The organism is Streptomyces sp. NPDC058691, assembly GCF_042714775.1.
Lineage (GTDB): Bacteria > Actinomycetota > Actinomycetes > Streptomycetales > Streptomycetaceae > Actinacidiphila.
Genome location: NZ_JBHXSO010000019.1, coordinates 115,723 through 138,069, shown reverse-complemented (window position 1 = coordinate 138,069; position 22,347 = coordinate 115,723). Strand labels below are relative to the sequence as shown.

18 protein-coding genes are annotated in these 22,347 nt (G+C 71.2%); 16 read left to right on the top strand and 2 right to left on the bottom strand.

The features are described from left to right. Window positions 1-10: 10 nt before the first annotated feature. The 14 genes from ACFWVC_RS16200 to ACFWVC_RS16135 all read left to right on the top strand — a co-directional run bounded on the left by ACFWVC_RS16200 (window position 11) and on the right by ACFWVC_RS16135 (window position 16,430). Window positions 11-1,936, top strand: coding sequence for a peptidoglycan D,D-transpeptidase FtsI family protein (locus tag ACFWVC_RS16200; RefSeq protein ID WP_384285088.1), 1,926 nt, complete (start codon window positions 11-13; stop codon window positions 1,934-1,936). A gap of 227 nt (window positions 1,937-2,163) precedes the next feature. Next, on the top strand, window positions 2,164-3,759 hold the full coding sequence (locus tag ACFWVC_RS16195) for a UDP-N-acetylmuramoyl-L-alanyl-D-glutamate--2,6-diaminopimelate ligase (RefSeq protein WP_384285070.1): 1,596 nt from the start codon (window positions 2,164-2,166) through the stop codon (window positions 3,757-3,759). After that, window positions 3,756-5,183, top strand: coding sequence for a UDP-N-acetylmuramoyl-tripeptide--D-alanyl-D-alanine ligase (gene murF / locus ACFWVC_RS16190; RefSeq protein ID WP_384285066.1), 1,428 nt, complete (start codon window positions 3,756-3,758; stop codon window positions 5,181-5,183). Before ACFWVC_RS16195 ends, murF begins: the two co-directional genes overlap by 4 nt. Next, window positions 5,183-6,247: a phospho-N-acetylmuramoyl-pentapeptide-transferase gene (gene mraY / locus ACFWVC_RS16185; protein ID WP_319661041.1), complete on the top strand. Its 1,065-nt coding sequence runs from the start codon at window positions 5,183-5,185 to the stop codon at window positions 6,245-6,247. Before murF ends, mraY begins: the two co-directional genes overlap by 1 nt. 50 nt (window positions 6,248-6,297) lie before the next feature. Next, a complete protein-coding gene (gene murD / locus ACFWVC_RS16180) occupies window positions 6,298-7,758 on the top strand; it encodes a UDP-N-acetylmuramoyl-L-alanine--D-glutamate ligase (RefSeq protein WP_384285084.1) in 1,461 nt (486 codons plus the stop codon). A gap of 41 nt (window positions 7,759-7,799) precedes the next feature. After that, window positions 7,800-9,203 (top strand): putative lipid II flippase FtsW, encoded by a 1,404-nt coding sequence (gene ftsW / locus ACFWVC_RS16175; protein ID WP_384285062.1) that lies wholly within the window; start codon window positions 7,800-7,802, stop codon window positions 9,201-9,203. 6 nt (window positions 9,204-9,209) lie between these two features. Beyond that, the gene (gene murG, locus ACFWVC_RS16170) at window positions 9,210-10,301 is read left to right on the top strand and encodes an undecaprenyldiphospho-muramoylpentapeptide beta-N-acetylglucosaminyltransferase (protein ID WP_384285059.1); all 1,092 of its coding nucleotides are present in this window, start codon (window positions 9,210-9,212) and stop codon (window positions 10,299-10,301) included. A gap of 113 nt (window positions 10,302-10,414) precedes the next feature. Beyond that, window positions 10,415-11,197 (top strand): cell division protein FtsQ/DivIB, encoded by a 783-nt coding sequence (locus ACFWVC_RS16165; RefSeq protein ID WP_384285056.1) that lies wholly within the window; start codon window positions 10,415-10,417, stop codon window positions 11,195-11,197. A 246-nt stretch (window positions 11,198-11,443) separates the two neighbouring features. After that, window positions 11,444-12,679: a cell division protein FtsZ gene (ftsZ, locus tag ACFWVC_RS16160; protein WP_384285054.1), complete on the top strand. Its 1,236-nt coding sequence runs from the start codon at window positions 11,444-11,446 to the stop codon at window positions 12,677-12,679. Window positions 12,680-12,694: 15 nt separating this feature from the next. Beyond that, window positions 12,695-13,432 carry a peptidoglycan editing factor PgeF gene (pgeF, locus tag ACFWVC_RS16155; protein ID WP_384285083.1) on the top strand — a complete coding sequence of 246 codons (738 nt, stop codon included), beginning with the start codon at window positions 12,695-12,697 and terminating at the stop codon, window positions 13,430-13,432. Window positions 13,433-13,442: 10 nt separating this feature from the next. Continuing rightward, a complete protein-coding gene (locus ACFWVC_RS16150; protein WP_384285051.1) occupies window positions 13,443-14,183 on the top strand; it encodes a YggS family pyridoxal phosphate-dependent enzyme in 741 nt (246 codons plus the stop codon). A gap of 63 nt (window positions 14,184-14,246) precedes the next feature. Beyond that, entirely contained in the window at window positions 14,247-14,846 is a 600-nt protein-coding gene (locus ACFWVC_RS16145) for a cell division protein SepF (RefSeq protein WP_360911931.1), read from the top strand. 62 nt (window positions 14,847-14,908) lie between these two features. Further along, window positions 14,909-15,196 carry a YggT family protein gene (locus ACFWVC_RS16140; protein ID WP_319661048.1) on the top strand — a complete coding sequence of 96 codons (288 nt, stop codon included), beginning with the start codon at window positions 14,909-14,911 and terminating at the stop codon, window positions 15,194-15,196. 46 nt (window positions 15,197-15,242) lie between these two features. Beyond that, on the top strand, window positions 15,243-16,430 hold the full coding sequence (locus ACFWVC_RS16135) for a DivIVA domain-containing protein (protein ID WP_384285048.1): 1,188 nt from the start codon (window positions 15,243-15,245) through the stop codon (window positions 16,428-16,430). A 235-nt stretch (window positions 16,431-16,665) separates the two neighbouring features. Here the strand turns inward: ACFWVC_RS16135 and ileS are convergent, their stop codons facing one another. Continuing rightward, window positions 16,666-19,794, bottom strand: a complete 3,129-nt coding sequence (gene ileS / locus ACFWVC_RS16130; protein ID WP_384285046.1) for an isoleucine--tRNA ligase — start codon at window positions 19,792-19,794, stop codon at window positions 16,666-16,668. 383 nt (window positions 19,795-20,177) lie between these two features. Further along, on the bottom strand, window positions 20,178-20,771 hold the full coding sequence (locus tag ACFWVC_RS16125) for a hypothetical protein (RefSeq protein ID WP_384285044.1): 594 nt from the start codon (window positions 20,769-20,771) through the stop codon (window positions 20,178-20,180). A 40-nt stretch (window positions 20,772-20,811) separates the two neighbouring features. Between ACFWVC_RS16125 and ACFWVC_RS16120 the strand changes: the two genes are divergently transcribed. Together ACFWVC_RS16120 and lspA are read left to right on the top strand one after the other, a co-directional pair. Further along, entirely contained in the window at window positions 20,812-21,579 is a 768-nt protein-coding gene (locus tag ACFWVC_RS16120) for a TraR/DksA C4-type zinc finger protein (protein WP_384285042.1), read from the top strand. A 110-nt stretch (window positions 21,580-21,689) separates the two neighbouring features. Then, entirely contained in the window at window positions 21,690-22,250 is a 561-nt protein-coding gene (lspA, locus tag ACFWVC_RS16115; protein WP_384285040.1) for a signal peptidase II, read from the top strand. Window positions 22,251-22,347 lie beyond the last annotated feature (97 nt).

The following is a 22,347-nucleotide window of genomic DNA, read 5'->3' as shown; positions in this document are numbered from 1 at the left end:
GCGCAGGCCCGTGCCGCCCCGGGAGGCGCACGCCCGTGGCAACCCGCCGCCCCGGCAGCGGGGACGCCGTCCCGCGCCGCGGGGACCGGTCTCGCCGTCCGGGGCGGCGCTGCTGCGGCTGGGCAGGCCGCGCCCCCGGCTGCGGCTGGTGAGCCTGGCGCTCACGCTCGTGATGCTGACCTTCGTGATCCGGCTCTTCCAGGTGCAGGCCGTCGACGCGGCGACCTTCACCGCCAAGGCCGAGATCAACCGGAACTTCAAGGCCACGCTGCCCGCCGAGCGGGGGACCGTCACCGACCGCAACGGCATCGACCTGGCCACCACCGTCGACGCGTACGACATCACCGCCGACCCGCTGCTGTTCACCCCCAAGTACGCCAAGGTCAAGGACGCCCCGCAGCGCGCGGCCGAACTGCTGGCCCCGATCGTCGACGGCGACGCGCAGACCATCGCCAAGCAGCTGGCGAACTACCCCAAGTCGCGCAACGAGATCATCGCCCGCCAGCAGTCGCCGCAGGTCTGGAACCAGATCAAGGACCTGCAGAACGCGCTGGCCGACAAGGCCGCCAAGGGCGGCGACGGCAACTACCTGGCCGGCGTCTTCCGGCTGCGGCACAGCAAGCGGATCTATCCCGCGGGGGACCTCGCCGCCGGCGTCATCGGCTGGGTCAACGCCTCCGACGTGGGCGGCGGCGGTCTGGAGAGCAGCCTCGACAAGCTCCTGGCCGGCAAGGACGGCACCATCACCTACGCCCAGTCCGGAGGCCGCCGGGTGCCCACGGCCAGCGTGCGCGAACGGGCCGCGGAGCCCGGCACGGACGTGGAGCTGACCCTCGACCGCGACATCCAGTGGGCGGCGCAGCGGGCCATCACCGACCAGGTCGCGGAGTCCGACGCGGACCGCGGCTACGTCGTCGTCCAGGACACCCGCACCGGGCAGATCCTGGCCATGGCCAACTCGCCCGGCTTCGACGCCAACGACCTGTCGAAGGCGGACGCCTCGGCGCTGCACAACTTCGCGATCGAGGACGCCTACGAGCCCGGCAGCGTCAGCAAGCTGATGTCCATGGCCGCCGTCCTCGACGAGGGCGTGGCCACCCCGGAGACCCATGTGACGGTGCCGGGCACACTGCCCCGCGCCGACCGGGTCTTCCACGACGACGTGGACCACGGCACCTGGTACCTGACGCTCAACGGCGTGCTCGCCAAGTCGAGCAACATCGGCACGATCCTCGCCGCGGAACAGCTGGGCAAGAACCAGAAACAGGCCAATCGCGTCCTCTACTCCTACTTGAGCCGATTCGGCATCGGGCGGCCCACCGGGCTGGACTTCCCCGGTGAGACGCCCGGCATCCTGGCGAAGCCGGACGACTGGAACGCGTCCCAGCAGTACACCATCCCCTTCGGGCAGGGCCTGTCGCTGAACGCCGTGCAGGCCACCTCGGTCTACTCGACGATCGCCAACGGCGGCGTCCGGGTGGAACCCAGCCTGGTGCGCGGGACGACCGGCCCCGACGGGCAGTTCGTGCCCGCCCCCGAGCCGAAGAAGACCCGGGTGGTCAGCACGAAGACCGCGCGGACGCTCGCCACGATGCTGGAGTCGGTCGTCGGCAGCGAGCAGGGCACCGGCGTCAAGGCCCGGATCGCCGGGTACCGGGTCGCGGGCAAGACCGGCACGGCCAACCGGGTGGACCCGGACACCGGCACCTACAGTGGCTACACCGCCTCCTTCATGGGCTTCGCGCCGGCGGACAAGCCCCGGCTGACCGTCTCCTGCGTGATCCAGAACCCCACACGCGGCAGCTACTTCGGCGGCCAGATCTGCGGCCCGGTCTTCAAGCAGGTCATGGAGTTCGCCCTGAAGTCCCTGCGGGTGGCGCCGAGCGGTACGCGGACGCCGAGCCTGCCGGTCGAGTGGGACCCCTCCAAGTCGTGAAGGGGCACGAAGGACGTGAACGGCGCGAAGGGCGTGAAGGGCGTGAACCACGCGAAGGCGGGAAGGGGACGGCGGACGTGACGGAGGACGCCCCCGCCGCGGCGGGCACGCACGGTCCCGCCGCGGACGCGGAACGTGCCGGACGCCCCGGCGGGCCAAGTGCCGGGCGGGAACCGGCGCGGAGGCCTTTTGGCCCCGGGCCCGGCCCGGCGGGTACTCTCACCGCCGTGTCACTCGCTGATCAGTCCCCCACACCCGAACAGCCCCAGCCGGGCGCGCCCCGCCCGACCCGGGTCCGCCCCAAGTCGCCCGCGGATCTGGCCGCGAGGCTGGGCGCGCAGCCGCCCGCGCAGGACGCCGCCCCGGTCACCGGGATCACCCATGACTCGCGTGCCGTCCGTCCGGGCGACCTCTACGCGGCCCTGCCCGGGGCCCGCTTCCATGGCGCCGACTTCGCCGCCCAGGCGGCCGATCTGGGCGCCGTCGCGGTCCTCACCGACCCGGACGGCGCCGAGCGCGCCGCCGCGACCGGGCTGCCCGTCCTGACAGTCGAGGACCCGCGGTCCTCGATGGGCGAGCTGGCCGCCGAGATCTACGACCGGCCGGGCGAGGACCTCCTCCAGATCGGCATCACCGGCACCTCGGGCAAGACCACGACCGCCTACCTCGTCGAGGGCGGCCTGCGCGCGGTCCACGGCGCGCACACCGGCCTGATCGGCACCGTGGAGTCGCGGATCGGCGACGAGCGGATCAAGAGCGAGCGGACCACCCCCGAGGCCACCGATCTGCAGGCGCTGTTCGCGGTGATGCGCGAACGGGCCGTCGGGGCGGTCGTCATGGAGGTCTCCAGCCACGCCCTGGTGCTGGGCCGGGTGGACGGCGCGGTGTTCGACGTCGCCGTCTTCAACAACCTCAGCCCCGAGCACATGGAGTTCCACTCGGGGATGGAGGACTACTTCCAGGCCAAGGCGCAGCTGTTCACCCCGCGCCGCAGCCGGCTCGGCGTGGTCAACATCGACGACGAGTACGGCCGCCGGCTGGTGCGCGAGGCGCAGGTGCCGGTGACGACCTTCTCCGCCGAGGGCCATCCGGACGCCGACTGGCGCGCCGAGCACGTCGAGATCGGCGCGCTGCGCTCCACGTTCACCGCCGTCGGCCCCGGCGGGCGGCGCGTCAGTGCCGTCTCGCCGCTGCCCGGGCCCTTCAACGTCGCCAACGCGCTCGCCGCGATCGCCGCCCTCGCGGTGGCCGGGATCGACCCGCAGACGGCCGCCGACGGCGTGGCCGCCGTGCCGGGCGTGCCGGGCCGGCTCGAGCGGGTCGACGCGGGCCAGCCGTACCTGGCGGTCGTGGACTACGCGCACAAGACCGACGCCGTCGAGTCGGTGCTGCGGGCGCTGCGCAAGGTGACCAAGGGCAGCCTGCACATCGTGCTGGGCTGCGGCGGCGACCGCGACCAGACCAAGCGCGGCCCTATGGGCGCCGCCGCCGCGCGGCTCGCCGACACCGTGGTGCTCACCTCCGACAACCCCCGGTCCGAGGATCCGCTCGCGATCCTCACCGCGATGCTGTCCGGCGCCGCCGGCGTCCCGGCGCACGAGCGGGGCCATGTCGTCGTCGAGCCGGAACGGGCCGCGGCCATCGCGACGGCCGTCGCCCTGGCCCGGCCCGGCGACACCGTACTGGTGGCCGGCAAGGGCCATGAGCAGGGTCAGGACATCGCCGGAGTGGTACGCCCCTTCGACGACCGAGAAGTACTCCGCGCGGCCATCGGGCACGCCGCGGGCACGCCAGCGCAGGAGAAGGACCAGGACCAGCTGTGATCCCACTCACCCTCGCCGAGGTCGCCCAGGCGGTCGGCGGGAGCACGCACGACATACCGGACCCTGGCCTGCGGGTCACCGGGTCCGTGGAGATCGACTCCCGCCAGGTGCAGCCGGGCGGGCTGTTCGTCGCCTTCCAGGGCGAGCACGTGGACGGCCACGACTACGCGGAGCGGGCCGTCGCGGCCGGCGCGGTCGCCGTACTGGCCGCCCGGCCGGTCGGTGTGCCCGCGATCGTCGTGGACGACGTCCAGCTCGCCCTCGGACGGCTGGCCAAGCACGTCATCGAACGGCTCGGCGCGACCCTCGTGGCGCTGACCGGTTCGGCGGGCAAGACCAGCACCAAGGACCTCATCGCCCAGGTGCTTCAGCGGCTCGCCCCGACCGTCTGGACCCCCGGCTCCCTCAACAACGAGATCGGGCTCCCCCTCACCGCGCTGCGTGCCGACGAGTCCACCCGGCACCTGGTGCTGGAAATGGGCGCCCGCGGCATCGGCCACATCCGCTACCTCACCGAGCTGACCCCGCCGCGCATCGGCCTGGTCCTCAACGTCGGGACCGCCCACATCGGCGAGTTCGGCGGCCGTGAGCAGATCGCCCAGGCCAAGGGCGAGCTGGTCGAGGGGCTGCCGGAGGCCGCCGAGGGCGGTATCGCCGTGCTGAACGCCGACGACCCCCTGGTGCGCGCCATGGAATCGCGCACCAAGGCGCGCGTCGTGCTGTTCGGGGAGTCCCCCGACGCCGAGGTGCGTGCCGAGAACGTCCGTCTCAACGACCGAGGTCAGGCGGTCTTCACGCTCACAACACCTACCCGGTGCAGCGAAGTGACCTTGCGCCTGTACGGTGAGCACCACGTGTCGAACGCGCTCGCCGCGGCCGCCGTAGCCCGTGAACTCGGCATGCCCACCGAGGAGATCGCCGTCGCGCTCTCCGAAGCCGGGACGCTGTCACGCTGGCGTATGGAGGTCGTCGAACGGCCGGACGGCGTGACGGTCGTCAATGACGCCTACAACGCGAACCCCGAGTCCATGCGAGCCGCTCTGCGCGCGCTCGCGGCGATGGGCCGCGCTGCGGAGGCGCGAGGGGGCCGCACGTGGGCCGTGCTGGGCGAGATGGCCGAGCTCGGCGGGGAGTCCCTCGCCGAACACGACGCGGTCGGACGGCTCGCCGTCCGGCTCAACGTCAGCAAGCTGGTGGCGGTCGGCGGCCAGGCGGCCGCCTGGGTGCAAATGGGCGCCTACAACGAGGGTTCGTGGGGTGAGGAGTCGGTGCACGTGTCCGACGCTGAGGCGGCGATCGACCTGTTGCGCAGTGAGCTGCGTCCGGGAGACGTCGTGCTGGTGAAGGCATCGAGGGCGGTCGGACTGGAGCGGGTCGCGCTCGCGCTGCTCGCCGACGGCGCCGAGGGTGGGGGCGCTGAGTAATGAACCAGATCCTGGTCTCGGGCGTCCTCGGCCTGTTCCTCTCCCTGATCGGCACTCCGATGCTGATCAAGCTGCTGGCCCGCAAGGGATACGGCCAGTTCATCCGTGACGACGGCCCCAAGGAACACCACAGCAAGCGCGGTACGCCCACCATGGGCGGCATCGCGTTCATCCTGGCCACGCTCGTCGCGTACGCGCTCACCAAGGTGATCACCTCCGAGCGGCCGACGATCTCCGGCCTGCTGGTGCTCTTCCTCTTCGCGGGCCTCGGTGTCGTCGGTTTCCTGGACGACTACATCAAGATCGTCAAGCAGCGCAGCCTCGGTCTGCGCGCCAAGGCGAAGATGGCCGGCCAGCTGATCGTGGGCATCACCTTCGCGGTGCTGTCGCTGCAGTTCGCCGACTCCCGCGGGGTCACCCCCGCCTCCACGCGGCTGTCCTTCACCCAGGACTTCGGCTGGTCCCTCGGCCCGGTGATCTTCGTGATCTGGGCGTTGTTCATGATCCTCGCGATGTCGAACGGCGTGAACCTCACCGACGGCCTCGACGGCCTCGCCACCGGCGCCTCGGTGATGGTCTTCGCCTCGTACACCGTCATCGGCGTCTGGCAGTACGGCCAGTCCTGCTCCAATGTCGTCACCGCGGGGCCGGGTTGTTACGACGTGCCCCATCCGCTGGACCTCGCGGTGGTCGCGGCCGCGCTCATGGGCGCCTGCTTCGGCTTCCTGTGGTGGAACACCTCACCGGCCAAGATCTTCATGGGCGACACCGGATCGCTCGCCCTGGGCGGCGCGCTGGCCGGTCTGGCCATCTGCTCCCGCACCGAGATGCTGCTCGCCATCCTTGGCGGCCTGTTCGTCCTCATCACCCTTTCCGTGGTCATCCAGGTGGGCTCCTTCCGTCTGACCGGCAAGCGTGTCTTCCGCATGGCGCCGTTGCAGCACCACTTCGAACTCAAGGGCTGGGGCGAGGTCCTGGTCGTCGTCCGCTTCTGGATCATCCAGGGCATGTGCATGGCGGTCGGCCTCGGTCTCTTCTACGCGGGCTGGGTGGCCGCGCAGTGACGCCGCCCTCCGGGCAGGAATCCGGCGCCGAGCGGAGCGGCCCGCGCACGCTGCCCGCGTACGCCGTCGAGGCGGCCCGAGCGCTCGGGCTGCCGGGCCGCCGGGTCACGGTGGCCGGGCTCGGGGTCTCCGGGATCCCTGCCGCGGAGGTGCTGGCCGCGCTGGGCGCACGGGTCACCGTCGTGGACGGCGGCGACGGCGAGCGGCACCGCGCGCAGGCCGCCGCCCTGGAGCCGCTCGGTGTCTCCGTACGGCTCGGCGACGGCGCCACCCTGCCCGAGGGCACCGAACTGATCGTCACCTCTCCCGGCTGGAAGCCCACGAGCCCGCTCTTCACCGCCGCCGAGGCGGCCGGCGTCGAGGTCTGGGGCGACGTGGAGCTGGCCTGGCGACTGCGGGAGTCCCCCTCGGCCGGCACGGCGGCCCCCTGGCTCGCCGTCACCGGCACCAACGGCAAGACCACGACCGTGCAGATGCTGGCGTCGATCCTGCGCGCCGCCGGCCTGCGCACCGCGGCCGTCGGGAACATCGGCACCCCCGTCCTGGACGTCGTGCTCTCCGGCGAGCCGTACGACGTGCTGGCGGTCGAACTGTCCAGCTACCAACTGCACTGGGCGCCCTCCGTGCGCCCGCACTCCGCCGCCGTGCTCAACCTCGCCCCGGACCACCTCGACTGGCACGGCTCCATGGCCGCCTACGCCGCCGACAAGGGCCGCATCTACGAGGGCAACAAGGTCGCCTGCGTGTACAACCTCGCCGACCCGGCGACCGAGGCACTGGTGCGCGAGGCCGACGTCGAGGAGGGCTGCCGCGCGATCGGCTTCGGCCTCGGCAGCCCCCGCCCCTCCGAACTCGGCGTCGTGGACGGCATCCTGGTCGACCGCGCCTTCGCCCCCGAGCGGCACACCACCGCCCAGGAGCTGGCGGAGGTCTCCGACGTGAACCCGCCGGCACCGCACAACATCGCCAACGCGCTCGCGGCCGCCGCGCTCGCCCGCGCCTTCGGCGTGCCGCCGGCCGCCGTCCGCGACGGCCTGCGCGCCTTCCGCCCGGACGCGCACCGCATCGCGCACGCCGGCACGGTCGACGACGTCACGTACATCGACGACTCCAAGGCCACCAACACGCACGCCGCGGAGGCCTCGCTGGCCGCGTACGAGCACATCGTCTGGATCGCCGGCGGCCTCGCCAAGGGCGCGACCTTCGACGAGCTCGTCACGGGCGCCGCCAAGCGGCTGCGCGGCGTCGTCCTGATCGGCGCCGACCGGGCTCTCATCGGTGAAGCGCTCGCGCGACACGCCCCCGAGGTCCCGGTCGTCGACCTCGACCGCACCGACACTGGGGCGATGGCGGCCGCCGTCCGCGCAGCGCGGGATCTGGCCCGCCCGGGCGACACGGTGCTCCTGGCCCCGGCCTGTGCCTCGATGGACATGTTCGCGAACTACAACGTCCGCGGCGACGCGTTCGCGGAGGCCGTACGGGACCTGCGGGCTCCCGGCACCGGGCAGTAGCCGCAGGCCGCTCCGGCACGCACCGCGACCAAGGAGGGGACATGACGGCAGCCGACCACGGTGGCGCCTCCGGTTCTCGTTCCCGCAACGCGCTCGGCGCTCCCGCCCGCCCGGCGCGTCCGGCGGCAGTGCCCCGGCCGGGCCGCGCCGGGCCGCCCGCGTTGCGCCCCCCGCGACGCACCTCACGGGGGAGCACCCTGCGCGGCGCCAAGGTCGTCTTCGACCGGGCCAAGCGGGCCTGGGACCGCCCGTTGACGGCCTATTACGTGATCCTGGGCAGCAGCATGCTGATCACCGTCCTCGGCCTGGTGATGGTCTTCTCCGCCTCCCAGATCAAGGCCCTGGAGTACGGGCTGCCGTCCACCTACTACTTCCGCAAGCAGCTCTTCGCGGCCGTGCTGGGCACCGGACTGCTCATCGTCGGCTCGCGGATCCCCGTGCGGCTGCACCGGGCGCTGGCGTACCCGCTGCTGGTGGGCTCGGTCTTCCTGATGGCGCTGGTGCAGGTGCCGGGGATAGGGCAGTCGGTCCACGGCAACCAGAACTGGCTCTACCTCGGCGGGCCGTTCCAGCTCCAGCCCAGTGAGTTCGGCAAGCTCGCCCTCGTGCTGTGGGGCGCGGACCTGCTGGCCCGCAAGGACGACAAGAAGCTGCTCGTCCAGTGGAAGCACCTGCTGATCCCGCTGGTGCCGATCGCCTTTCTGCTGCTCGGCCTCATCATGCTCGGCGGCGACATGGGCACCGCCATCATCCTGACCGCGATCCTCTTCGGCCTGCTGTGGATCGCCGGCGCCCCCACGCGGCTGTTCGCCGGTGTGCTGGCGGTGGCGGGCGTCATCGGCTTCCTGCTGATCAAGACCAGCGGCAACCGGATGGGCCGGCTCGCCTGCATCGGTGCCACCGACGTCACTCCCAGTGGCGGCTGCTGGCAGGCCGTGCACGGGATCTACGCCCTGGCCTCCGGCGGATGGTTCGGTTCCGGTCTCGGTGCGAGTGTGGAAAAATGGGGCCAATTGCCTGAACCGCACACCGACTTCATCTTCGCCGTGACCGGGGAGGAACTGGGCCTGGCGGGGACGCTGTCGGTGCTCGCCCTCTTCGCGGCTCTAGGCTATGCGGGTATCCGCGTGGCCGGTCGTACGGAGGACCCCTTCGTGAGGTTTGCCGCGGGTGGTGTGACGACGTGGATCACGGCGCAGTTCGTGGTCAACATCGGTGCGGTGCTCGGTCTGCTGCCGATCGCCGGCGTCCCGCTCCCGCTGTTCTCCTACGGAGGTTCGGCTCTCCTGCCGACCATGTTCGCGATCGGGCTGCTCATCTCCTTCGCGAGGAGTGAGCCCGGGGCGCGGGCGGCACTCAAGGCGCGGGGGCCCGGCTACTGGCCGGGGGCAATGACACGGACAATGAGGCGGCTCGTCAGACGGCGGCCGTCCAGGGAGCGGTGAATTTCGGTGCATGTCGTACTCGCCGGTGGGGGGACCGCCGGCCACATCGAGCCCGCGCTCGCGCTCGCTGATGCCCTGCGCAGGCAGGACCCGACCGTGGGGATCACCGCGCTGGGCACGGAACGGGGTCTGGAGACCCGGCTCGTGCCCGAGCGCGGTTATGAACTGGCCCTGATCCCCGCCGTCCCGCTGCCACGGAAGCCCACCCCCGAGCTGATCACCGTCCCCGGGCGGCTGCGCGGCACGATCAAGGCCGCGGAGCAGATCCTGGAGCGCACCAAGGCGGACGCCCTGGTCGGTTTCGGCGGTTATGTGGCACTGCCCGGCTATCTGGCCGCCAAGCGCCTCGGCGTGCCGATCGTGGTGCACGAGGCCAACGCCCGCCCCGGCCTGGCGAACAAGATCGGCTCGCGCTACACCGACTACGTCGCGGTGAGCACCCCCGACAGCAAGCTCCGGCACTCCCGTTACATCGGCATCCCGCTGCGCAGGTCCATCGCGACGCTGGACCGCGCCGCGGTACGGGCCGAGGCGCGGGCCGCGTTCGGGCTCGACCAGACCCTGCCGACCCTGCTGGTCTCCGGCGGCTCACAGGGCGCCCGGCGGCTCAACGAGGTGGTCGCCTCGGTCGCCCCGCGCCTGCAGCAGTCCGGCGTGCAGATCCTGCACGCGGTCGGCCCGAAGAACGAACTCCCGCTGGCCGACAATATGCCCGGCATGCCGCAGTACATCCCGGTGCCCTATCTCGACCGGATGGATCTGGCCTACGCCGCCGCCGACATGATGCTCTGCCGTGCCGGCGCCATGACGGTCGCGGAGTTGTCCGCCGTGGGCCTTCCGGCTGCCTACGTCCCGCTGCCGATCGGCAACGGCGAGCAGCGCCTCAACGCCCAGCCGGTGGTGAAGGCCGGCGGCGGTGTCATCGTCGACGACGCCGAACTCACCGCCGAGTGGGTGCTGGGCAACGTTCTGCCGGTTCTGACCGATCCGCACCGACTGTATGAAATGTCCCGTGCCGCGGCCGAGTTCGGCCGCCCGCACGCCGACGAGCTGCTCGTCGGCATGGTCCGTGAGGCGATCGCCGCCCGTCGTCGCTGAGCCCGGTGGGTGGGCCCCGGCCCACCCACCGGCGTGCGGCCGCCGGGGAACCGCGCGGGGCGGCTAGCCTGCTGCGCAGTGGACGAACCCACCCCCGACCCCCGGAGACGAACGTGGCCGTACCGACCACCGCCGAGCCGGCCGGCGACCAGGACGACGACGAGTTCCGGCCGTCGCCGCGATCGGCCCGCCGCCGCCGTGCGATCACGCTCGCGGCGCTCGCGGCCGCCGGCGTTCTCACGGGCACGTCCGCCTGGCTGGTGTACGGCTCGGCATGGCTGCGCACGACGTCCGTCACCGTGAGCGGCACCGATGTGCTGACCCCGGACGAAGTGCGGGACGCCGCCGAGGTGCCGCTGGGTGGTCCGTTGGTCTCCGTGGACACCGATGCGGTGGGCGGCCGGCTGCGTGAGCGCCTTCCCCGGATCGCGAATGTGACAGTGGAACGTTCATGGCCGCACACGATCGTTCTTAAAGTGACGGAGCGAACTCCCGCGGCCCTGGTGAAAGATGGCGGGAACTTCATCGAAGTGGACGCCGACGGCGTACGGTTCGCGGAGATCCATGACCTGATCAAGGGTGTCCCGGTCATCGAATTGAGCCCTGACCGCGACTCGGCGAGCTATCGCCATTTCGGGACGAAACGCCTCCTCGCCGCCGCCGTCCAGGTCGCCGCCGACCTCCCGAAAGCCGCCTACCAGCAGGCCCGTCTGATCCAAGTGCGCTCCTGGGACGACATCTCGGTGGAGTTGGCGGGCGGACGCACCGTGGTGTGGGGGAGTGTGGAGCGGGGCGAGGAAAAGGCGTTCGCGCTCGCCGCGCTCATGAAAGTCGAAGAGGGTGCTGTCTTCTACGACGTGAGTGCCCCAACAGCCCCTGCGGCATCGGACGGTTGACGTCTCAGCCTTCAGTTCGACACCCTGGTTGGTCCGGCACCTGCGTGATCACATAGGGTCAAAAGAAAAACGGGAGGTTCGGCGTGTTCGTTGAACGCGAACCGCTTGTCGATTTAGTGTCCTGTCCCAAAGAACGTGCGGGACAGACATACTGGTAACCCTAAACCTGAGGGTTAGGGTTCGGGTCGGCCGGCACCTCCCGACCGTCCCACAGGTATACGTAACTCGAGGCGAGAGGCCTTCGACGTGGCAGCACCGCAGAACTACCTCGCAGTCATCAAGGTCGTCGGCATCGGCGGCGGTGGCGTCAACGCCATCAACCGGATGATCGAGGTCGGTCTCAAGGGCGTCGAGTTCATCGCGATCAACACCGATGCACAGGCCCTGCTGATGAGCGACGCCGACGTGAAACTCGACGTCGGCCGCGAACTCACGCGCGGCCTCGGTGCCGGCGCCAACCCGGATGTCGGCCGCAAGGCCGCCGAGGACCACCGCGAGGAGATCGAAGAGGTGCTCAAGGGCGCCGACATGGTCTTCGTCACCGCGGGTGAGGGCGGCGGCACCGGCACCGGTGGCGCGCCTGTGGTCGCCAACATCGCCCGCACGCTGGGCGCCCTCACGATCGGGGTGGTCACCCGCCCGTTCACCTTCGAGGGCCGCCGCCGCGCCAACCAGGCCGAGGACGGCATCGCCCAGCTGCGCGACGAGGTCGACACCCTCATCGTGATCCCCAACGACCGGCTGCTGTCCATCTCGGACCGCCAGGTGAGCGTGCTGGACGCCTTCCGGTCCGCGGACCAGGTGCTGCTCTCCGGTGTCCAGGGCATCACCGATCTGATCACCACACCGGGCCTTATCAACCTCGACTTCGCCGATGTGAAGTCCGTGATGTCCGAGGCGGGTTCCGCTCTCATGGGCATCGGCTCGGCCCGCGGCGACGACCGCGCGGTCGCCGCCGCGGAGATGGCGATCTCGTCCCCGCTGCTGGAGGCGTCCATCGACGGAGCGCGCGGCGTGCTGCTCTCCATCTCCGGCGGCTCCGACCTCGGCCTGTTCGAGATCAACGAGTCGGCCCAGCTGGTCAGCGAGGCCGCGCACCCCGAGGCCAACATCATCTTCGGTGCCGTCATCGACGACGCCCTGGGCGACGAGGTCCGGGTCACCGTCATCGCGGCCGGGTTCGACGGCGGCCAGCCCCCGACCCGCAGCAACCGGGACAAGGTGCTCGGCGCGTACGGCAGCTCGCGTGACGACAGCAGCACGACGGCGGCCTCCCCGGTCCGCCCGGCCACCCCGCCGGCCGAGCCCGCGCGTCCGGCCTTCGCGGGTCTGGGCAGTGTCACCCAGCGCGACGAGGAGCCGGCCCAGCCCGAGCCGGTGGCCGAGGTCCCGGCCCAGCCGGCCGCCCCGCAGGTTCCCCCGGCGCGTCCCTACCAGGACACCAGCGCCGAGGAACTCGACGTACCCGACTTCCTCAAGTAAGCACTCCCTCACGTGATAACGCACAACCACGCACGTCCGGGCGGCGCCCATTTCGCCTTCACCGACAGGTGGGGCGGGGTGAGCGCCGCTCCGTACGACAGCCTCAATCTCGGCGGTGCGGTCGGCGACGACCCCGCCGCCGTACTCTCCAACCGTGGCCTCGCCGCCGCTGAACTGGGCCTGGACCCGGCGCACGTGGTGTGGATGAAGCAGGTGCACGGCAACGACGTGGCCGTGGTCGCCGCCCCATGGGGTGAGCACCGGGTACCGGAGGTGGACGCGATCGTCACCACCCGGCCCGGTCTCGCGCTCGCGGTGCTGACCGCCGACTGCGTCCCCGTCCTGCTGGCCGACACCGAAGCCGGAGTCGTCGCCGCGGCCCACGCCGGCCGGCCGGGACTGGTCGCCGGAGTCGTCCCCGCGACGGTCGAGGCGATGGTCGGGCTCGGCGCCCGGCCGGAGCGGATCATCGCCGTCACCGGGCCCTCGGTCTGCGGCGCCTGCTACGAAGTGCCCGAGCAGATGCGGGCGGACGTCGCGTCGGCCGTCCCCGAGGCGCGGGCCACCACCAGCTGGGGCACCCCCTCCGTCGATGTCGCCGCCGGGGTCCACGCCCAACTGGCCCGTCTCGGCGTTCCCGCAGGTGAGAAATCACATATCTGCACCATGGAGTCGGGCGACCACTTCTCCTACCGCCGCGAGCGCACCACCGGACGGCTCGCCGGATATGTCTGGCTGGACGGCGACCAGTGAGCGACGCACGATGACCGGCCGAACGGACGAGCGGCGGGCCGAACTCGCGGCGAATCTGGCCCGCGTGGAGCAGCGCATCGCCGCGGCGTGCGAGGCCGCCGGCCGGGCCCGGGACGAGGTGACCCTGATCGTGGTCACCAAGACCTATCCCGCCAGTGACGTCCGGATCCTGTCGGAACTCGGCGTCCGCGAGGTCGCCGAGAACCGCGACCAGGATGCCGCGCCCAAGGCCGAGGCCTGTGCGGATCTGCTGCTCAGCTGGCACTTCGTCGGCCAGTTGCAGACCAACAAGGTGCGCTCGGTGGTGGGTTACGCCGACGTCGTGCACTCGGTGGACCGGGTCCGGCTGGTCGAGGCGCTGTCCGCCGCGGTCATGAAGTCGGACCGGGCCGGACGTGAACTGGGCTGCCTCGTCCAGGTGGCGCTGGACGCGGAGTCGGGGGCCCAGGGTGCCCGTGGCGGAATCGCACCCGATGCCGTCGAAGGGATCGCCGAAGCGGTGACTGCCGCTCCGGGCTTGCGACTTGACGGCCTCATGACGGTCGCGCCGCTGGCCGGCGCCTACGCGGGTCAATCCCGCGCCGCGTTCGGCCGGCTGGCGGAAATCTCATCCTGCCTGCGCGAGATGCATCCTGCTGCGAACATGGTCTCGGCAGGGATGAGCGCGGATCTCGAAGAGGCCGTTGCCGCAGGTGCGACACACGTACGCATCGGTAGCGCGGTACTCGGAGTCCGGACCGGGCTCCGGTAACGTCACCAACCAAGTCGGACCACACAAAAAATATGGTCTTTCCCCGCTGAGAGGACGCAGAGCATGGCCGGCGCGATGCGCAAGATGGCGGTCTACCTCGGCCTCGTGGAGGACGACGGGTACGACGGCCCGGGATTCGACCCGGACGACGAGTTCGAGCCCGAGCCGGAGCCGGAGCGTCCCCGCCGGTCGCACCAGCCGCACCAGCCGCACCCGTCCCACCAGCCGCCGCACCAGACGCAACCGGAAGAGCCGGCACGCCTCGTGCACCCGCCGGTCCCTCGGGAACCACGGATCGCCCCAGTGGCATCCATCACACAAGAACGCCATAGCCTGGAGAAGAACGCACCGGTGATCATGCCCAAGGTCGTGTCCGAACGAGAGCCGTACCGGATCACGACACTCCACCCCCGGACGTACAACGAAGCCCGTACCATCGGGGAACACTTCCGCGAGGGCACCCCGGTGATCATGAATCTGACGGAGATGGACGACACGGACGCAAAGCGACTTGTCGACTTCGCCGCCGGTCTGGTCTTCGGGCTGCACGGGAGCATCGAGCGGGTGACGCAGAAGGTGTTTCTGCTGTCGCCTGCTAACGTCGATGTCACGGCGGAGGACAAGGCCCGCATCGCCGAGGGCGGGTTCTTCAATCAGAGCTGAGATACGCAACCGTATGAAACCGGCCGCGAGGCCCACGAACAGGCAGAGGAGAGGGACGCGCGATGGACATCGCACTCCAGGTGCTGTGGATCGCGTTGATGTGCTTCCTGCTTGTCCTGATCTTCCGGTTGGTGATGGACTATGTCTTCCAGTTCGCCCGATCGTGGCAGCCTGGGAAGCCCATGGTGGTCGTCCTGGAGACCACCTACACTGTCACCGATCCGCCACTCAAGCTTCTGCGGCGGTTCATTCCGCCGCTGCGTCTCGGGGGCGTGGCGCTCGACCTGTCCTTCTTCGTATTGATGATCATCGTGTACATCCTGCTCACCGTCGTGGGGGGCTTGAGATGACCGATGCGGGCTCCCGATATGTCGACGATCACGTTGAGGTGAAGAGATGCCACTGACCCCCGAGGACGTGCGGAACAAGCAGTTCACTACCGTCCGCCTCCGAGAAGGCTATGACGAGGACGAGGTGGACGCCTTCCTCGACGAGGTCGAGGCGGAACTGACCAGGCTGCTGCGCGAGAACGAGGACCTGCGGGCGAAGCTGGCGGCGGCCACCCGCGCCGCCGCGCAGAACCAGCAGCAGGGTATGCGCAAGCCCGAGCCGCAGGACGGCCGCGGCGGCCCCGGGGCCCCCGTGCCCGCCGCCATATCCGGACCGCAGCCGGTGCCGCCGCAGCAGATGGGCGGCCCCCAGGGACCCGGCAGTGGCCTCGCCCTGCCCGCCGGGCCCAGCGCTCAGCAGGGCCACATGGGCCAGCACCCCATGCAGCAGCAGGGCCCCATGCAGGGCCAGCACCCGATGCAGCAGCAGGGTCCCGGTCCGATGGGTCAGCACCCGATGCAGCAGCAGGGTCCCGGCCACATGGGCCAGCACCCTATGCAGCAGCAGGGTCCCGGTCCGATGGGCCAGCACCCCATGCAGCAGCAGGGCCCCGGCGGCGACAGCGCCGCCCGTGTGCTCTCGCTCGCCCAGCAGACGGCCGACCAGGCGATCGCCGAGGCCCGCGCCGAGGCCAACAAGATCGTCGGCGAGGCCCGCAGCCGCGCCGAGGGTCTGGAGCGGGACGCCCGCGCCAAGGCGGACGCGCTTGAGCGGGACGCGCAGGAGAAGCACCGCGTTGCCATGGGCTCCCTGGAGTCCGCCCGCGCGACGCTGGAGCGCAAGGTCGAGGACCTGCGTGGCTTCGAGCGCGAGTACCGCACCCGTCTGAAGTCCTACCTGGAGAGCCAGCTGCGCCAGCTGGAGAACCAGGCCGACGACTCGCTCGCCCCGCCGCGGACCTCCGCGGCCCCCTCCCTCTCCTCCGGTTCCGGCGGTATGGGCGGTGGCATGGGTGGCGGCACCATGGGCGGTGGCATGGCCACGGCCGGTGCCGGCACCATGGGCGGCGGCCAGAGCTACGGCGGTCAGGGCATGGGCGGTCACGGCGGCCCCAACCCGACCTACGGCGGCCAGCAGCAGATGTCGCCGGCCATGACCCAGCCGATGGCACCGGTGCGGCCGCAGGGGCCGGCGCCGCTGCAGCAGGCGCCCACGCCGATGCGCGGGTTCCTGATCGACGAGGACGACAACTAAGTCGCTTCGGCCGCTCACGCGGCGCGCACCACGGCACCACACAGGGCCGGGCCCCCAGGGAATCGCTTCCCTCGGGGGCCCGGCCCTTTTGTGCTTCCCGGGTCCTGGCAGGGGGACGCCGGCCGCGCAAAAAGCCGCCCCCGTCCACGGTGATGTGGACGGGGGCGGCTTGGGCGCGCGTGCACCCGGATGGGCTAAGCGCGGCGTACTCCGTTCACCGCCCGCCGCTTGCCGTTCAGCGCTTGCGGAGGTGGAAGGTGAGGCCCAGGGCCTCGTCGGTGAAGGCGGGTCCGTAGCCCTCCTCGGGGCCGCCGGAGGCGAAGTCCGTCGCGAGGACCTCGTCCGCGACGAGCCCCGCGTGCTCCTCCAGGGCCGAGGCCAGCTCCGCGTCCGCGGCGGCCCAGCGCAGCGCGATGCGGTCGGCGACGTCCAGGCCGCTGTTCTTGCGGGCCTCCTGGACGAGCCGGATCACATCACGGGCCAGACCCGCCCGCCGCAGCTGCGGGGTGACCTCCAGGTCGAGCGCGACGGTCGCGCCCGAGTCGGAGGCGACGGACCAGCCTTCACGCGGGGTCTCGGTGATGATCACTTCCTCCGCCGAGAGGGCGACCGGCTCGCCGTCCACCACGACGGAGGCCGTGCCCTCGCGCAGGCCGAGCGAGAGCGCCGCCGCCTCGCACTCGGCGATGGCCTTGGCGACGGCCTGGACTCCCTTGCCGAAGCGCTTGCCCAGCGCGCGGAAGTTGGCCTTGGCCGTGGTGTCGACCAGGGAGCCGCCGACCTCGCTGAGCGACGCCAGGGAGGCGACGTTCAGTTCCTCCGCGATCTGCGCCCGCAGTTCCTCGCCCAGCGACTCGAAGCCCGCCGCGGCCACCAGCGCCCGCGAGAGGGGCTGTCGGGTCTTGACCCCGGATTCCGCCCGCGTGGCCCGGCCCAGCTCCACCAGACGCCGTACGAGGGCCATCTGCTCGGACAGGACGGGGTCGACGAGCGCCTCGTCCACCGCCGGCCAGCTCGTCAGGTGCACGGACTCCGGTGCGCCCGGGGTGACCGGGACGACCAGGTCCTGCCAGACGCGCTCGGTGATGAACGGCACCAGGGGCGCCATCAGCCGGGTCACGGTCTCCACGACGTCGTGCAGGGTGCGCAGCGCCGCCCGGTCGCCCTGCCAGAAGCGGCGCCGGGAGCGGCGGACGTACCAGTTGGACAGGTCGTCCACGAAGGAGGAGAGCAGCTTGCCGGCCCGCTGGGTGTCGTAGGACTCCAGCGCGCCGGTGACATCGCGCACCAGGGCGCCGAGTTCACCGAGCAGCCAGCGGTCCAGCAGCGGGCGGTCAGCGGGCGCCGGGTCGGCGTCGCCGGGGGCCCAGCCGGAGGTGCGCGCGTACAGGGCCTGGAAGGCGACCGTGTTCCAGTAGGTCAGCAGCGTCTTGCGGACGACCTCCTGGATCGTGCCGTGGCCGACCCGCCGCGCGGCCCAGGGCGAGCCGCCGGCCGCCATGAACCAGCGCACGGCGTCGGCGCCGTGCTGGTCCATGAGCGGGATGGGATCCAGGGTGTTGCCCAGGTGCTTGGACATCTTCCGGCCGTCCTCGGCGAGGATGTGGCCGAGGCAGACCACGTTCTCGTAGGAGTTCCGGTCGAAGACCAGGGTGCCGACCGCCATCAGCGTGTAGAACCAGCCGCGGGTCTGGTCGATCGCCTCGGAGATGAACTGCGCGGGGTAGCTGCGCTCGAACACTTCCTTGTTGCGGTACGGGTAGCCCCACTGCGCGAACGGCATGGAGCCGGAGTCGTACCAGGCGTCGATGACCTCGGGCACCCGCTCGGAGGGGGCCGAGCACTGCGGGCACGCGAAAGTGACGTCGTCGATGAACGGGCGGTGCGGGTCCAGGCCGGACTGGTCGGTGCCGGCCAGCTCCGACAGCTCCGCCAGGGAGCCGACGCACGTGAGATGGCCCTCCCCGCAGCGCCAGATGGGCAGCGGGGTGCCCCAGTAGCGGTTCCGGGACAGCGCCCAGTCGATGTTGTTGTTCAGCCAGTCGCCGAAGCGGCCGTGCTTGACCGTCTCGGGGAACCAGTTGGTGCGCTCGTTCTCGCGCAGCAGCGCGTCCTTGACCGCGGTCGTCCTGATGTACCAGGACGGCTGCGCGTAGTAGAGCAGCGCGGTGTGGCAGCGCCAGCAGTGCGGGTAGCTGTGCTCGTAGGGCAGGTGCCGGAAGAGCCGGCCGCGCTCCTGGAGGTCGGCCACCAGGGCCTCGTCCGCCTTCTTGAAGAACTGGCCGCCGACGAGCTCCAGTTCCTCCTCGAAGGTGCCGTCGGGGCGCACCGGGTTGACCACGGGCAGGCCGTAGCCGCGGCAGGTCTTGAGGTCGTCCTCACCGAAGGCGGGCGCCTGGTGGACCAGGCCCGTGCCGTCCTCGGTCGTGACGTACTCGGCGTTGACGACGAAGTGGGCGTCCTCCATCTCCACCAGCTCGAAGGGCCGGTCGTACGTCCAGCGCTCCATCTCGCGGCCGGTGAACGACTGCCCGGTGGCCTCCCAGCCTTCGCCGAGCGCCTTGCCGAGCAGCGGCTCGGCGACGACCAGCCGCTCCTTGCCGTCGGTCGCGACGACGTAGGTGACGTCGGGGTGCGCGGCGACGGCGGTGTTGGAGACCAGCGTCCAGGGCGTGGTCGTCCACACCAGGAGCGCGGCCTCGCCTGCCAGCGGGCCGGACGTGAGCGGGAAACGCACGAAGACCGAGGGGTCGACCACGGTCTCGTAGCCCTGGGCGAGTTCGTGGTCGGACAGGCCGGTGCCGCAGCGCGGGCACCAGGGCGCGACGCGGTGGTCCTGGACGAGCAGGTCCTTGTCGAAGATCTGCTTCAGCGACCACCAGACGGACTCGATGTACTCGGGGTCCATCGTGCGGTAGGCCTCGTCCAGGTCGACCCAGTAGCCCATACGGGTCGTCAACTCGGCGAAGGCGTCGGTGTGGCGGGTCACCGACTCCCGGCACTTCGCGTTGAACTCGGCGATGCCGTAGGCCTCGATGTCCTTCTTGCCGGAGAAGCCGAGCTCCTTCTCGACGGCGAGCTCCACCGGGAGGCCGTGGCAGTCCCAGCCGGCCTTGCGGGTCACATGGTGTCCCTGCATGGTCTTGAAGCGCGGGAAGACGTCCTTGAAGACGCGGGCCTCGATGTGGTGCGCGCCGGGCATGCCGTTGGCGGTCGGGGGGCCCTCGTAGAAGACCCACTCCGGCTTGCCCTGGGTCTGCTCCAGTGAACGGGCGAAGACCTTGTTCTCCTGCCAGAACGCGAGCACTTCGTGCTCCAGCGCGGGCAGGTCGACCTGAGCGGGGACCTGGCGGTACTGCGTCATCGGATTCTGCCTCCGGCGGACACGTCATTGGTGCGTGCGTATTCCGTCGGAGGGACGAGAGCCGGCTGCTGCGCCGGTCCCGCGGTACCACCCTCCTTGGCGGCGGGCGGGCCCCTTGCGGGGTCGTTCCGCAGCCCCCTCATTGGGGTCGCGCTACCGGGTCTACTCGCCCACGCGGGCTTTCTTCCGGCGGCTCCGGGGTGATCTTCACGTCGCGCACACCCCCGGGCTTCCACCGTCCCCGGGTCGCTATGGGCTGCGTGCGGCGCTACTCGTCCCCTTCCACGCCTTTCGCTCCGCCCAGTGTAAGGGGACGGGGGGCACCCCGTCGGCCGGGTTTCCCACGGGGTGGGAGTGACCCGAATGGCCCGGTGCGCACCTCGCTACCGGTTGGTACCGGAATACCTGGCGAAGAGCTGGGCACAACGGATGCAGACCCGCCTCCCGGCCGGGCAAGGCGGGCGAATCCGGCGGCGTGCCCCGTTGCCGCGGGTCCGGAGGCGATTTATCGTTCCGGCACGATTCGCGAGCAAGATCACAATATGTGAAGGGGTCGCGACCATGGTGGGGAAGAAGACCACCGCCACGAAGAAGGCGACGGCGAAGAAGGCGACGCCCATGGCCGCCTCCGCGGACCGCGGGAAAGCCGCGCCCAGGGCCGCGGCCAAACGCCCCGCCCCTTCCGCGCCCGCACGCAGGAAAGCCGCCGCGGGCGGCGCCAAGGCGGCGAAGGCGGGGAAATCGGTATCCCGTGTCAAGGAGCCGGACCCGGACCCTGTGGAGGCGCCCGCGAAGGCCCCAGCGAAGACCCGCGCGAAGACCCCTGCCAAGACCGTTTCCAAGACCCCCGCGAAGAAAGTGGCGTCCTCAGGAAAAGCGAAATCCGTCACAAAGGCGGCATCCTCGAAGAGGGCGGCGTCCGTGAAGCCGCCCGCCAAGAAGGCGGCGGGTGCCGTGAAGCAGACCGCGGAAAGCACGCGGAAGACCGCGGCTCAGGCCGCAGGGAAGAGAGCGGCCGTGGCGGAGGCTGACAAGACCACGACGAAGGCGCCCGCACGCAGCACGGGCCAGTCGGGCAAGGCCGGTACGACGGCGGGACGCGCGGCGCGCAAGACCGCGCCCCCGGCGAAGAAGACCGCCCCCGCGGCGGAGAAGGCGCCGGCGGCCAAGAAGGCCGCCCAGCCGGGAAAGTCCGCGAAGGCCGGCCGGACGGCCGAGCCCGCCAAGGCGTCCGGGCCGGCGAAGGCCGGCACGACCGCGAAGGCGACGAAAAAGGGAGCCCAGAAGGTGGTAGCGAAGAAGACCGCGGCCGGTACGGCCGCAGCAGGGGGACCCGCCTCCGCGGTGCCCACGGCCCGTATCGCCCGGCCGACCGGCGTCGTGGCCCCGGGGGACCTGGCGGTCCGGCCCGACGAGGAGCCCTGGTCCGCCGAGGAGGTGGACGCGGCGCGCGCCGAGCTGCTGGCCGAGATGGACCGGCTGCGGACGGAGATCACGACCTCGGAGGACGCCATCACCGGCCTGCTGCGCGACTCCGGTGACGGCGCCGGTGACGACCAGGCCGACACCGGCACCAAGAACATCACCCGCGAGCACGAGATGGCGCTCACCGCCAACGCCCGCGAGATGCTCGCCCAGACCGAGCACGCGCTGGAACGGCTCGACTCCGGTACGTACGGGCTGTGCGAGTCCTGCGGCAAGCCCATCGGCAAGGCGCGCATGCAGGCCTTCCCGAGGGCCACGCTCTGCGTCGACTGCAAGCAGCGACAGGAGCGCCGCACTTGAGTTCTCGCGGGGGCCGCGCCCGGCCGCCCCCGCTGTATCGGACGTGTGTGCCGTAACCTCGTCTGCGTCAGGATCAGGCCTGGCCGGGACATCGGGGCTGAAGGACTCACATGGCGAAGGCACAGGAGACGGCGACGGACACGGCGGAAGAGCCGACCGGCGGCACGGAGGCGACCGTCCCCAAGGGGCCGCGGCGCATCGCCGTGCTGCTCGGCGTGGCGGCGCTGGCATATGCCCTGGACCTGCTGTCCAAGATCTGGGTGGTCACCCGCCTGGAGGGGCATGAGCCGATCGACGTGATCGGCAGCTACCTGCGCCTGGAGGCGGTCCGCAACGCGGGTGCGGCCTTCGGCTTCGGGCAGGGCATGACGATCGTCTTCACCGTGATCGCGGTCACGGTGATCGTGGTGATCGCCCGCATCGCGCGGAAGCTGCACAGCGTGCCGTGGGCGATCGCGCTCGGGCTGCTGCTCGGCGGCGCCTTCGGCAACCTCACCGACCGGGTGTTCCGGGCACCGGGCTTCCTCCAGGGGCACGTCGTCGACTTCGTCGCCCCCGCCCACTTCGCCGTCTTCAACCTCGCCGATTCGGCGATCGTCTGCGGCGGCATCCTGATCGTCCTGCTCTCCTTCAGGGGCCTCGACCCGGACGGCACCGTCCACAAGGACTGACGCCGCCGCCCGTCGCCGGCCCGTCGCGGCCGGGGCCCGGAAGGCTCGGCCGGGGCAACGACGGGAAAGCACGGGTCGCCCATCCGGCATACTCGAC

Excerpts from the sequence above, each read along its gene's own strand:
- mraY (WP_319661041.1), top strand. The coding sequence starts at position 5,183 with ATGAACCAGATCCTGGTCTCGGGCGTCCTCGGCCTGTTCCTCTCCCTG.
- ftsW (WP_384285062.1), top strand. The coding sequence starts at position 7,800 with ATGACGGCAGCCGACCACGGTGGCGCCTCCGGTTCTCGTTCCCGCAAC.
- ACFWVC_RS16150 (WP_384285051.1), top strand. The coding sequence starts at position 13,443 with ATGACCGGCCGAACGGACGAGCGGCGGGCCGAACTCGCGGCGAATCTG.
- ACFWVC_RS16145 (WP_360911931.1), top strand. The coding sequence starts at position 14,247 with ATGGCCGGCGCGATGCGCAAGATGGCGGTCTACCTCGGCCTCGTGGAG.
- ACFWVC_RS16140 (WP_319661048.1), top strand. The coding sequence starts at position 14,909 with ATGGACATCGCACTCCAGGTGCTGTGGATCGCGTTGATGTGCTTCCTG.
- ACFWVC_RS16135 (WP_384285048.1), top strand. The coding sequence starts at position 15,243 with ATGCCACTGACCCCCGAGGACGTGCGGAACAAGCAGTTCACTACCGTC.
- ileS (WP_384285046.1), bottom strand. The coding sequence starts at position 19,794 with ATGACGCAGTACCGCCAGGTCCCCGCTCAGGTCGACCTGCCCGCGCTG.
- lspA (WP_384285040.1), top strand. The coding sequence starts at position 21,690 with ATGGCGAAGGCACAGGAGACGGCGACGGACACGGCGGAAGAGCCGACC.